The sequence below is a fragment of the Mycobacterium sp. ABE4_509 genome (genome assembly GCF_056160785.1).
Genome location: NZ_JBSWXU010000166.1, coordinates 1 through 11,148 on the forward strand (window position 1 = coordinate 1; position 11,148 = coordinate 11,148).

Genomic DNA, 11,148 nt, shown 5'->3' on the forward strand with positions numbered 1-11,148 from the left:
GGGCCGGTGGTGGCGGGGGCGGCGGCTCCGGGGACTCGGTGACGGTGATGGTCTCCGGGGGCGGCGGGGGCGGCGGCTCCTCGGTCGGCGGCGGGGGCGGCGGGGGCGGCGGTGTGGTGGTGGTGATCTCGTCCTGTACCGGCGGCGGCGCGCTGGTCGTGGTTTCCGGGGTGGCCAGGTTGTCGGTGTCGGTGCGGGTCACCAGCACCGAGACCGACACGACGAGCGCGATGGCCGCCACGATCGCCACCACTCCGACCACCCAGGGCCACCGGGGTGGCGGCGGCTGCTCACCGGTGTCGGCGGCGGACTCGTAGGCGTCGTAGTCGTACAGCGATGCGTCGGCGGGGACGTAGGGAGCACTGACGAACTGTTCGGACTCCGGCGCCGAGTAGGCCCGTGAGTAGTAGTCGGTCTGGCCGGTGTCGGGGTTGTCGGCACCGGCGCCGTCTCGAGTTGGTTCATCCGGGGACGGCTGGCCGCCCGGCTCCTCACCTGGGAGATCCGAGCTGCCAGAGTCCCGTCCGGGGGGATTCGGCCCGCTCATCTTCGCTTTTCCTTCTCGCCTGTTCTCCGGCGCCGGTGGTTGCCCTCACCGGCTCACGGCGCCCCGGCAACCCTACCGAACGGCGCAGTGGCGGCGAGTGACCCGGCGCGGTAGGCGGACGAAGTCATGCCCGGATTGTGACCTTGTCCCCGAGACGCCTCGCACGACGGCCGAACAGGTCAGTGCTTCTCGGGCCCCATGTGGTACTCGAACACCAGGCCGCACACCGTGGCCAGCACGAAGCACACACCGGCGACGATGAGCCACGGCAGCCACATCGCCATCCCGACCGCGGTGATGGACGCCGAGAGCGCGATCATCAGCGGCCACCAGCTGTGCGGCGGGTAGAAACCCAGTTCACCGGCGCCGTCGGCGATCTCGGCGTCCTCGTAGTCCTCGGGGCGGGTGTCCAGCCGGCGGGCGACGAACCGGAAGAAGGTGCCCACGATGAGGCTCAGCCCGGTGGTCAGGACCAGTGCGGTCACTCCCGCCCACTCGATGCCGCCGGGGGCGAACATCGCGGTGAGCACCACGTACACCACGGAGGCCAGCGCAAAGAACGCTGTCAGGAACTCGAACAACCTGGCTTCGATGTGCATACGGTGTCCTTACCTACCTGTTCGCCTGCGGGGCCTCCGGCGCGAGTTCGCCGCGCCGGCTGTCGAACGGTTCGGTCGAGATGGCCAGCGGGGGCTGGTCGATCGCCTCGAGGGCCTCGGCGTTGGTCGCCCCGGCGATGCGCTGATCGAGGTAGGCCTTGAAGTCGTTGGGCTCCACCACCCGGACCTCGAAGTTCATCATCGAGTGGTACGTCCCGCACATCTCGGTGCAGCGACCCACGAACGCGCCCGTCTCGTAGATCTCGCTGATCTGGAAGATGTTGTCGGAGTTGTTCTCTTCCGGATTGGGGATCACGTCGCGCTTGAACAGGAACTCCGGCACCCAGAAGCCGTGGATGACGTCGGCCGAGGCGAGCTGGAACTCGATCCGCTTGCCCACCGGCAGCACCAGCACCGGGATCTCGTTGGAGGTGCCGATGGTCTCGACCTCGTCGAAGTTCAGGTAGGTGCGGTCCTCGGGGTTCTTGCCGTGGATCGCCCCGTACTGCTCCTCGTGGCCTTCCCCGCCGGGTCCGGCCTCGTGCTCGGTGTCGCTGTCGACGCCCTCGGGGCCCGACGACATGGCGATCTTGCGCTCGGGCTCGGCTCCGTCGTAGCTGAACGTCCCGTCGGCGAAGTTCACGCTCTGGTAGCCGAACTTCCAGTTCCACTGGAACGCGGTGACGTCGATGACGACCTCGGGGTTGGGCTCCTTGTGCAGCATCTTCTCCTGCACCACGACGGTGAAGTAGAAGAGCACCGAGATGATCAGGAACGGGGTGACGGTCAGCGCCAGCTCCAGCGGCATGTTGTAGCCGAACTGGCGGGGGAACTCCTCGTCGTCCTTCTTCTTGCGGTGGAACGCAGTGGTCCAGAACAACAGGACGTAGACGATGGCGCCGACCACCAGTGCGGCGATCAGCGACCCGATCCACAGCTCCCTGTTGAGGTGCGCCTCGGGGGTGATCCCGTTGGGCCACCCCAGGCCGAGCACCTCGGACCAACTGCATCCGCTGACAAGGGTCGCAGTCCCGCCCAAGAGCAGGGACAATGCCACCAACTTCAGGCCGCGAGCGGACACGTTGGCGCCTCCTAGAAGTCGATGGACCGTCGGGCGGTCACACGGCTGCACTGAATACTACGCAGCGTAGACCACCACCCCGCAGGACAGCGAAGCGACCGGCAATGTGGGCCCCACCGTGCCGGTTGATGTGGTCCCCACCGTGCCGGCCGCGGCCCCCGTTCGCCGGGTTAGGCATACTGGCGCGGTGTGCGGTCTGCTGGCGCTGGTAACAGATCCCTCCACCCACCCTCCCTCGATGCCTCCCTCGATGCCACCGTCGTCTTCCCCGATCGTCGACGCCGTCTCCGGGGCCACCGCCCTGATGCGTCACCGCGGCCCGGACGAGCCGGGAACCTGGACCGACGACGCGAGCGTGGTACTGGGGTTCAACCGGCTGTCCATCATCGACATCGCCCATTCGCACCAGCCGCTGCGCTGGGGGCCGCCCGAGGCGCCGGATCGCTACGTTCTGGTGTTCAACGGGGAGATCTACAACTACCTGGAGCTGCGTGAGGCGCTGCGGTCCGAATTCGGGGCCCGGTTCGCCACCGACGGGGACGGCGAGGCGATCGTGGCCGCCTACCACCACTGGGGCCCCGAGGCGCTGAGCCGGCTGCGCGGGATGTTCGCCTTCGCGCTGTGGGACGGGGTGGAGCGGGAGCTGTTCTGCGCGCGCGACCCGTTCGGCATCAAACCGCTGTTCATGGCCACCGGCCCCGGCGGCACCATCGTGGGCAGCGAGAAGAAGTGCCTGCTCGAGGTCAGCGAGCAGCTCGACCGGCTCGGTGTCGACCTGTCCATCGACGAGCGCGCGGTCCAGCACTACACGGCGCTGCAGTACGTGCCTGAGCCCGAGACACTGCACCGCGGGATCCGGCGGCTGGAGTCCGGCTGCTACGCGCGGATCAGTGCAGGCGGGCCGCCGCGGGTCACCCGGTACTTCAGCCCGACGTTCGACGCCGTGCCGTTCACCTCCGGCGCGTCCGCCGAGCAGGCCCGCTACGACGAGATCACCGCCGTCCTCGAGGACTCGGTGGCCAAGCACATGCGCGCCGATGTGACGGTCGGGGCATTCCTGTCCGGCGGGATCGACTCGACGGCCATCGCGGCGCTGGCCATGCGCCACAACCCGCGGCTGATCACCTTCACCACCGGCTTCGAGCGCGAGGGTTTCTCGGAGATCGACGTCGCGGTGGCCTCCGCCGAGGCCATCGGCGCCCGGCACGTGACCAAGGTGGTCAGTCAGTCCGAGTTCGTCGCCGCATTGCCCGAGATCGTGTGGTACCTCGACGAACCCGTCGCCGATCCGGCGCTGGTGCCGCTGTTCTTCATTGCCCGCGAGGCCCGCAAACACGTCAAGGTCGTGCTGTCCGGCGAGGGGGCCGACGAACTGTTCGGCGGGTACACGATCTACCGGGAACCGCTGTCTCTCAAACCCTTCGACTACCTGCCCAGGGGTCTGCGCAAGTCGGTCGGGAAGGTGGCCGCGCCGCTGCCGGAGGGCATGCGCGGCAAGAGCCTGCTGCACCGCGGTTCGCTGACACTCGAGGAGCGTTACTACGGCAATGCGCGCAGCTTCTCCGACGCCCAGCTGCGCGCGGTCCTGCAGCAGTTCCGGCCGGACTGGGTGCACACCGACGTCACCGCGCCGCTGTATGCGCAGTCGCGGGGCTGGGACCCGGTCGCGCGCATGCAGCACATCGACCTTTTCACCTGGCTGCGCGGCGACATCCTGGTCAAGGCGGACAAGATGACGATGGCCAACTCGCTGGAACTGCGGGTGCCGTTCCTGGATCCCGAGGTCTTCGCGGTCGCCGCACGGCTGCCCTACGACCGCAAGATCACCCGGGCGACGACCAAGTACGCGCTGCGCCGCGCATTGGAGCCGATCGTGCCCGCCCACGTGCTGAACCGGCCGAAACTGGGTTTCCCGGTGCCGATCCGGCACTGGTTGCGGTCCGGTGAGCTGCTGGACTGGGCTCAGGCGATGGTGGCCTCCTCAGGTGCCGGCGACCTGATCGATCTGCCCGCGGTGCGCACCATGCTGGACGAACACCGCACCGGGGTCAGCGATCACAGCCGCCGGTTGTGGACCGTGCTGATCTTCATGCTCTGGCACGCCATCTTCGTCGAACGCAGCGTCACACCGCAGATCAGCCGGCCGGACTACCCGGTGCAGCTGTAGCGCCGTCGAGCGACGCGACCGCGGCGAGGATCTCGGGCACCTCGCTGCGGTGTGCATAGTTCGGGTGGATGTCGATCCACCGGATGAGGCCGGCGGAGTCGACCACGATCACCGTCGGCATCGGCATCCGCACCGAGCCGTCGGCGTTGGCTTCGGCCAGGCTCATCCCCATCTGCTCGGAAACGGCGACCACCTCGTCGGAGGGCTGCATGACGATGCCCAGCGCCCCGGCGATCCGGTTGCCGGAATCCGAGACCACCGCGAAGGTCAGCTCGTTGGTCTGCGCGGAGCTCAGGGATCCGTCCGGCTTCTGCGGGCTGATCGCGATCAGTTCCACGCCGCGCGCCGTGAGTTCGGGCAGCAGCGCCGTCTGATAGGTGCGCAGCGCCATGTTGCAGTACGGGCACCACGCGCCGCGATAGAACACCACGACGGCCGGGCGCCCGGCGCGCACCGCCGACAGCAGTGCCGGCTGACCGTGGGCGTCGAGCACCTCGCCGTCGGGCAACGGTTCCCCCGGCCGCGCCGCGCCGGCGGGCACCCCCTCGCGGGCCAGCCGGCCCTGATCCTTGGTGAACGGGTCGAGCGCTCCGGCGGGCAATGCCGCGGTCATCTCGGCGATGAATGCGGCGGACTGCTCGCCGATGCTGGGAATCCGGGTCGCCATGAGAGCCACCTTCCGAAAATGGAATGACCACTCCACACAACCACCCGAATTTTGGAGTGTCAACTCCACAATCGATAGAATTTCCGCATGCTCACCTCGAAAGGCCGGGCCACCCGCGAGCGCATCGTCACCGCCGCAGCCGCACTCATGCACGCCAAAGGCGTGGCCGGCACCAGCCTCGAGGACGTCCGCGCCGAAGCCGGCGTCAGCATGTCGCAGATCTACCACTACTTCACCGACAAGCGGGCACTCATCCGGGCGGTGATCGAGTTCCAGAGCAACCTGGTGCTCGATGTGCAGGAGCAGCTGCTGTTGCGGCTGGACAGCATGGACGCGCTTCGAGCCTGGGCCGATTTCGTCGTCGAGGTACAGCGCGCCCAGGACTGCCGAAGCGGCTGCCCGGTCGGCTCGCTGGCCGGTGAGCTGGCCGATACCGACGACCCGGCCCGGGCCGATCTGGCCGTGACGTACACGCGTTGGCACCAGATCATCCGCGACGGATTGGCGAATATGCGGGCACGGGGCGAGCTGCGCCAGTGCGCCGACGTGGACGCCCTGGCCACCGCGCTGCTCACCACCGTGCAGGGCGGTGTCCTGCTCACCAAGACCCTGCGCGACGCTGCGTGGCTGCGGACATCGCTCGACGTCGTGGTCGAGCACGTCGACTCCTACGCGGTGCAGCGCCGCGATTCGGCGTGACCGCGCGGTGGGTCAGGAAAGCGCCGCAGCGATCTCCTGGCCCGCTTCGGCGCCGTAGGCGTCGGTGAGGCGCTGAATGGCCGAGGTCCGATCCCAGGTCCATTCCTGGGGGCCCGGCGCCTCGAGCACCAGCGTGGCCACCATCGAGGCCAGCTGGGCGGAGCGCTCCAGGGACAGCCCGGCGTCACGTCCGGTGAGGAACCCGGCCCGGAAGGCGTCGCCGATTCCCGTCGGATCCTGCTTGTGCGTCTCGGGCACGACGTCGACGTGGACGAACGTGCCGTCGCTGCCGACCAGGTCGACACCCTTCTCCCCCAGCGTGGTGACCCGCAGCCCGATCTGCTTCATGACCTCGGCTTCCGACCACCCGGTCTTCTGCAGCAGCAGATCCCACTCGTAGTCGTTGGTGAACAGGTAGGTCGCGCGGTCGATCAGGCGACGGATCTCCTCGCCGGTCAGCCGGGCCAGCTGCTGACTCGGGTCGGCGGCGAAGGCCAGCCCCAGTTCGCGGCACTCCTCGGTGTGCCGGAACATCGCGTCCGGATCGTTGGCGCCGATGATCACCAGGTCGGGCGCACCCGCACCGTTGGCCAGCTCGGCCAGCTTGATGTCGCGGGCCTGCGACATCGCGCCCGGGTAGAACGACGCGATCTGCGCCATGTCGTCGTCGGTGGTGCAGACGAAACGGGCCGTGTAGGCCGTCTCGGAGACCAGCACGCTGTCGCAGTTGACTCCGTGCGAGCACAGCCACTGGCGGTAGTCGTCGAAGTCGGTGCCGACCGCGCCGACCAGGACGGGGTCCCCGCCCAGCACGCCCATGGCGAACGCCATGTTGCCCGCCACCCCACCGCGGTGGACCACGAGGTCGTCGACGAGGAAGCTCAGCGACACCTTCTGCAGATGATCGGCGAGAAGCTGTTCGGAAAACCGACCAGGGAATCGCATCAGATGGTCAGTTGCAATCGATCCGGTCACCGCAATGGTCACGCAGTCTCACCCTTCTTCAGTGTGTTCAAACTCTGATATCCACCTGATCGGCGACGATGGTCGCACCGCCAGGTGCGCTAACCTGCCTCTAGTTACCTGCCCTGGCCACTGTAGAGGCCGCGGGATTCCGCCGATCTCCCCGGGAGTACATGTATGACTGGCCCGTACCCGCCCAACTACGGCGCCGGACCGGTCGGCCCCCCGACGAATCCGCAGGTATTCGGCCAGCAGGGGTACCCGGCGATCCCGCCGGTCGCCCAGCCCTATCCCGACGGTGCCGTCGGCGGAAGCTACCCGGGCGTCCCGGGGATGCTGCCGCCGCCGGTCCAGTATCCGCGCCGGGGCCGGCGCTGGATCATCGGGGCGGTGGTGGTGGTCGGGATCCTCAGCGTCGTCAGCCTGATCGTGGCGGTCGTGCTCTCGGGTGGGCCCGAGGAGAGCACCGCCACCGGGCCGTTGACCGACGCGTCGGCGCAGGCAGCCATTCAGGAGTATCTGGATGCGTTGTCGTCCGGCGACGACCAGACGGTCGCCCGGCACACCCTGTGCGGGTTGTACGACGCGGTCAAGGAACGCCGTTCAGATCTGGCGCTGGCCGGGCTGACCAGCGACGCGTTCCGCAAGCAGTACAGCAGCGCCGAGGTCACCTCGATCGACAAGCTGGTGCGGTCGTCGCCGACTCAGGCCCAGGTGCTGTTCACCATGCGGGTCGTGCCCGCCAGCAGTTCGACCCGGAACCCGTCGGTCGACGGCGAACAGCAGGCGGTCGCCCAGCTGCTGTCCCTGGACGACGAGATTCTGGTGTGCTCCTACCTGCCCCGCACCGCGGGGCAGTACTGAGAGCCGCTCAGTTGAACGAATCGCCGCAGGCGCAGGAGCCGGTGGCGTTCGGGTTGTCGATCGTGAAGCCCTGCTTCTCGATGGTGTCGACGAAGTCGATGGTGGCACCGGAGACATACGGTGCGCTCATCCGGTCGACGGTGAGTTCCACGCCGCCGAACTCGACCGTCAGGTCACCGTCGAGGTTGCGGTCGTCGAAGAACAGGTTGTAGCGCAGGCCGGCGCAACCACCCGGCTGCACGGCGATCCGCAGCGCGAGGTCGTCGCGGCCCTCCTGGTCCAGCAGCGCCTTGGCCTTGGCCGACGCGGCATCCGTCAGGATCACGCCGTGCGCGGCGTCGGTGGCTGTGCCCTCTTGCGTGGCTGCCTGAACAGCCGACTCGTCCTGGACAGTCATGAAATCTCCTGTGTGGATGTACGTGGGTGGAGCCCGTCACGCCTGTGGGCCCACTCGGTCAACGGTACCTTGTCCCGGCGCTATTCCCCATCGATCGTAGGGGCCGCGGCGGCGTCTCGCCGGTGACGTCACCGATACTGCGCGGCCACCTCGGCAGCCAGGCTGGTCAGCTGGTTTTCGGCGTCCTCGATCGCACGCTGCACGGATCCGGCGTGGTCGGTGATGGAGAACGCCGAGGAGATCCCCGCGTCCTGCAGCGCAGCGGGGTCGAGGGTCACCTGGCCGGCGAGCACCAGCACCGGTGTCCGGTGTGCACGGGCGCCCGCGGCCAGCGCGCTGACGACCTTGCCGTGCAGCGACTGGTCGTCGAACCGGCCCTCCCCGGTGATGATCAGGTTCGCCGCGGCGACGTCGGCGGCCAGGCCGGTGTGTTCGGCGATGATCGCGGCCCCCGATTCCCGGCGGCCGCCCAGCGCGATCAGCGCTGCGCCCAGACCTCCGGCCGCACCGGCGCCCGGATCGTCACTGATGGTCCGGCCGGCCAGCGCGCCGAGTTCGTCGGCCCAGTCGGTCAGCCGTTTCTCGAGGACCGCCACGGTGTCCGGATCGGCGCCTTTCTGGGGACCGAACACCGCGGCGGCACCCATCGGCCCCAGCAGCGGATGCTCGACATCGCTGGCGACGATCAGCTCGACGCCGTCGAGCAGCTCGTGTGCCGCGGTCAGCCCGCCCAGCGCCTCGACCATGCCGCGGCCGCCGTCGGTGCTTCCGCTTCCGCCGAGGCCGATGACGATGCGTCCGGCGCCGGCCGCCCGGGCCACCGCGATGAGCTGACCCACTCCCGTGGTGTGCGCCTCCAGCGCGGTCCGCACCGTCGGCGGACCACCCAGCAGCGCCAGCCCGCACGCCTGCGCGCATTCGATGTAGGCGGTCACCGGCGGACGGAGGTCGAGCACCCACTGGGCCTCGACGGCCTGGTCCAGCGGACCACTGACGGTGGCGGTCCGGCGCCCGCCCAGCCGGCTTTCGAGCACCTCCACGAACCCTGGGCCGCCGTCGGACTGGGGCGCCAGCGCCAGCTGGTCGCCGGGCCGGGAGCGGCGCCACCCCGCCGCGATGGACTGCGCCGCCTGCACCGCGGTCAGGCTGTCGCCGAAGCAGTCCGGCGCGATCAGTACATGGATAGAGGCGGGGTCGGAGGTACTGGCGGTCATCCACGGCAGACTATGGCTCGGCCACGACCCCGTCCACCGCACCGCACACCGGGGACGGGGGTGTCTGGGCGCCGCACCGAGAAGTAACCTGGGGGGCGTGAAGCTGCTGGGCCGAAAGAAGGACGACTCCGAGGGTGCGGGCGATGACGGCACCGACCCCCGTGACAGTCACGACAACGATGTCGAGCTGACCGACGACGGTGGCCGTACGGCGACCGCGCCCAAGGGCCGTCCGACCCCGAAACGCAGCGAGGCCACCCGGAAACGGGGCCCGGTGGCGCCGGCACCGATGACCTCGGCGGAGGCACGGCGGCGCCGCAAGGAGTTGCGCGGACCCAAGCTGTCGCGCGAGGAGCGCAAGGTCGATCGGGCCGCCCGGCGCTCTGAGATGTCCGAGCGCCGGGAGCGGATGATGGCCGGCGAGGACGCCTACCTGCTGCCCCGCGACCAGGGCCCGGTGCGGAAGTATGTGCGCAACGTGGTCGACGCCCGCCGAAACCTGCTGGGTTTGTTCATGCCGTCGGCGCTCGGGTTGATCTTCGTCATGTTGGCGGTGCCGTCGGTGCAGGTTCAGCAGCTGCTTTCACCGGTGATGCTGGTGCTGGTGATCATCATGGTGATCGACGGGTTCGTGCTGGGCCGCAAGGTCAACCGGATGGCCGACGAGAAGTTCCCCGACAACACCGAGACGGGCTGGAAGCTGGGCTTCTACGCGGCCAGTCGGGCCTCCCAGCTGCGCCGCATGCGCGCTCCGCGACCTCAGGTCGAGCGCGGCGCCAACGTCGGCTGAACCTTCGGTGAGCTACTTCGGCGCGATCCCGGCCCCCGACCCGGACGCCGCGGCCGACGCGCGGGCACGCCAGGCCGTGTTGACCAAGCCGGCCGGCTCGCTGGGGCGTCTCGAGGACCTGTCGATCTGGGTGTCGGCATGCCAGGGCGTCTGCCCGCCGCGGCAGTTCGACCGGGCCCGGGTGGTGGTGTTCGCCGGCGATCACGGTGTGACGGCGGCCGGGGTGTCGGCCTACCCCGCCGAGGTCACCGCGGCGATGATGGCCAACTTCGTCGCCGGCGGGGCGGCGGTCAATGCGCTCGCCGAGGTGGCCGGGGCCGGTGTGCGGGTCGTCGACATGGCGGTCGACACCGCCGAGCCGCTCACCGCACAGATCGGCGCCCACAAGATCCGGCGGTCCAGCGGCAACATCGCCGTCGAGGACGCGCTGAGCCCCGATGAGGTCGTCGCCGCGGTCGAGGCCGGCAGGCGGATCGCCGACGAAGAGGTCGACGCGGGCGCCGATCTGCTGATCGCCGGCGACATGGGTATCGGCAACACCACCGCGGCGACCACGCTGGTGGCCGCGCTGACCGACTCCGAGCCCGTCGAGGTGGTCGGCCGCGGCACCGGTATCGACGACGCCGGCTGGGCCCGCAAGACCGCGGCGATCCGCGACGCGCTCTACCGGACTCGCCGGCTGTCCGCGGACCCGATCGCGTTGCTGCGGATCTGCGGCGGCGCCGATCTGGCCGCGATGACGGGTTTCTGCGCTCAGGCCGCGCTCCGGCGCACCCCGGTCCTGCTCGACGGTGCGGTGGTGACGGCCGCCGCGCTGGCCGCCGAGCGGTTGGCCCCGGGGGCCCGGCAGTGGTGGCAGGCCGGTCACCGGTCCACCGAACCGGTGCATGCGCTGGCGCTGCGTCATCTCGACCTCGATCCGATCGTCGACCTCGGTATGCGCCTCGGCGAGGGGTCGGGGGCGTTGGTCGCGCTGCCGGTGCTGCGCGCGGCCGTGGCGACGCTCGCCGTGATGGCGACTTTCTCCGAGGCCGGGATCAGCGCGGCGCCAGCCGAGGATTAGCGGCGGTGATCCGTGCCCTGGCAGGGGCGTTCGCGTTCGCGACGGTGTTGCCGACGCCGGCCGGCCGGACCGCGCACGCGGGCGGCGGGGTGATGAC

The 11,148-nt window shown here is 69.5% G+C and carries 11 protein-coding genes and 2 pseudogenes; 6 read left to right on the top strand and 7 right to left on the bottom strand.

Translation table 11 applies throughout. The annotated features are described in order from the left end of the window. The 3 genes and pseudogenes from ACXAID_RS24340 to ctaC form a co-directional block, all read right to left on the bottom strand. A pseudogene (locus ACXAID_RS24340) lies at nucleotides 1-547 on the bottom strand (hypothetical protein); the annotation flags it as partial. 179 nt (nucleotides 548-726) lie between these two features. Next, nucleotides 727-1,146, bottom strand: coding sequence for a cytochrome c oxidase subunit 4 (locus ACXAID_RS24345; RefSeq protein ID WP_475024751.1), 420 nt, complete (start codon nucleotides 1,144-1,146; stop codon nucleotides 727-729). Between the two features lie 13 nt (nucleotides 1,147-1,159). Beyond that, nucleotides 1,160-2,227, bottom strand: coding sequence for an aa3-type cytochrome oxidase subunit II (ctaC, locus tag ACXAID_RS24350; RefSeq protein WP_475024752.1), 1,068 nt, complete (start codon nucleotides 2,225-2,227; stop codon nucleotides 1,160-1,162). A gap of 238 nt (nucleotides 2,228-2,465) precedes the next feature. On the opposite strand from ctaC, the gene asnB reads away from it, so the two are divergent. Then, nucleotides 2,466-4,394, top strand: coding sequence for an asparagine synthase (glutamine-hydrolyzing) (asnB, locus tag ACXAID_RS24355; RefSeq protein WP_475024753.1), 1,929 nt, complete (start codon nucleotides 2,466-2,468; stop codon nucleotides 4,392-4,394). On the opposite strand, the gene ACXAID_RS24360 is transcribed toward asnB, so the two are convergent. After that, nucleotides 4,363-5,061 (bottom strand): peroxiredoxin-like family protein, encoded by a 699-nt coding sequence (locus ACXAID_RS24360; RefSeq protein ID WP_475024754.1) that lies wholly within the window; start codon nucleotides 5,059-5,061, stop codon nucleotides 4,363-4,365. The two genes, asnB and ACXAID_RS24360, sit on opposite strands and share 32 nt — an antisense overlap. Before the next feature lie 87 nt (nucleotides 5,062-5,148). Here ACXAID_RS24360 and ACXAID_RS24365 point away from each other — a divergent pair, with 87 nt between their 5' ends. Further along, nucleotides 5,149-5,760 carry a TetR/AcrR family transcriptional regulator gene (locus ACXAID_RS24365; protein ID WP_475024755.1) on the top strand — a complete coding sequence of 204 codons (612 nt, stop codon included), beginning with the start codon at nucleotides 5,149-5,151 and terminating at the stop codon, nucleotides 5,758-5,760. A 12-nt stretch (nucleotides 5,761-5,772) separates the two neighbouring features. On the opposite strand, the gene ACXAID_RS24370 is transcribed toward ACXAID_RS24365, so the two are convergent. Further along, on the bottom strand, nucleotides 5,773-6,747 hold the full coding sequence (locus ACXAID_RS24370; RefSeq protein ID WP_475024756.1) for a carbohydrate kinase family protein: 975 nt from the start codon (nucleotides 6,745-6,747) through the stop codon (nucleotides 5,773-5,775). Between the two features lie 153 nt (nucleotides 6,748-6,900). On the opposite strand from ACXAID_RS24370, the gene ACXAID_RS24375 reads away from it, so the two are divergent. Continuing rightward, nucleotides 6,901-7,587 (top strand): Rv0361 family membrane protein, encoded by a 687-nt coding sequence (locus ACXAID_RS24375; protein WP_475024757.1) that lies wholly within the window; start codon nucleotides 6,901-6,903, stop codon nucleotides 7,585-7,587. Nucleotides 7,588-7,594: 7 nt separating this feature from the next. On the opposite strand, the gene ACXAID_RS24380 is transcribed toward ACXAID_RS24375, so the two are convergent. Together ACXAID_RS24380 and ACXAID_RS24385 are read right to left on the bottom strand one after the other, a co-directional pair. After that, complete coding sequence (locus tag ACXAID_RS24380; RefSeq protein WP_475024758.1) at nucleotides 7,595-7,984, bottom strand: iron-sulfur cluster assembly accessory protein; 390 nt, start codon at nucleotides 7,982-7,984, stop codon at nucleotides 7,595-7,597. 128 nt (nucleotides 7,985-8,112) lie between these two features. Next, nucleotides 8,113-9,198: a glycerate kinase family protein gene (locus ACXAID_RS24385; RefSeq protein ID WP_475024759.1), complete on the bottom strand. Its 1,086-nt coding sequence runs from the start codon at nucleotides 9,196-9,198 to the stop codon at nucleotides 8,113-8,115. Nucleotides 9,199-9,295: 97 nt separating this feature from the next. Here ACXAID_RS24385 and ACXAID_RS24390 point away from each other — a divergent pair, with 97 nt between their 5' ends. The 3 genes and pseudogenes from ACXAID_RS24390 to ACXAID_RS24400 form a co-directional block, all read left to right on the top strand. Next, nucleotides 9,296-9,988, top strand: a complete 693-nt coding sequence (locus tag ACXAID_RS24390; protein ID WP_475024760.1) for a DUF3043 domain-containing protein — start codon at nucleotides 9,296-9,298, stop codon at nucleotides 9,986-9,988. 25 nt (nucleotides 9,989-10,013) lie between these two features. Then, entirely contained in the window at nucleotides 10,014-11,051 is a 1,038-nt protein-coding gene (gene cobT / locus ACXAID_RS24395) for a nicotinate-nucleotide--dimethylbenzimidazole phosphoribosyltransferase (protein WP_475024761.1), read from the top strand. Nucleotides 11,052-11,056: 5 nt separating this feature from the next. After that, nucleotides 11,057-11,148 (top strand): annotated as a pseudogene (locus tag ACXAID_RS24400) (adenosylcobinamide-GDP ribazoletransferase); the annotation flags it as partial.

What these genes read in the sequence shown, in the direction of transcription:
- ACXAID_RS24360 (WP_475024754.1), bottom strand. Translation starts at nt 5,061, where the DNA reads ATGGCGACCCGGATTCCCAGCATCGGCGAGCAGTCCGCCGCATTCATC.
- ACXAID_RS24345 (WP_475024751.1), bottom strand. Translation starts at nt 1,146, where the DNA reads ATGCACATCGAAGCCAGGTTGTTCGAGTTCCTGACAGCGTTCTTTGCG.
- ACXAID_RS24380 (WP_475024758.1), bottom strand. Translation starts at nt 7,984, where the DNA reads ATGACTGTCCAGGACGAGTCGGCTGTTCAGGCAGCCACGCAAGAGGGC.
- ACXAID_RS24375 (WP_475024757.1), top strand. Translation starts at nt 6,901, where the DNA reads ATGACTGGCCCGTACCCGCCCAACTACGGCGCCGGACCGGTCGGCCCC.
- asnB (WP_475024753.1), top strand. Translation starts at nt 2,466, where the DNA reads ATGCCTCCCTCGATGCCACCGTCGTCTTCCCCGATCGTCGACGCCGTC.
- ACXAID_RS24365 (WP_475024755.1), top strand. Translation starts at nt 5,149, where the DNA reads ATGCTCACCTCGAAAGGCCGGGCCACCCGCGAGCGCATCGTCACCGCC.
- ACXAID_RS24385 (WP_475024759.1), bottom strand. Translation starts at nt 9,198, where the DNA reads ATGACCGCCAGTACCTCCGACCCCGCCTCTATCCATGTACTGATCGCG.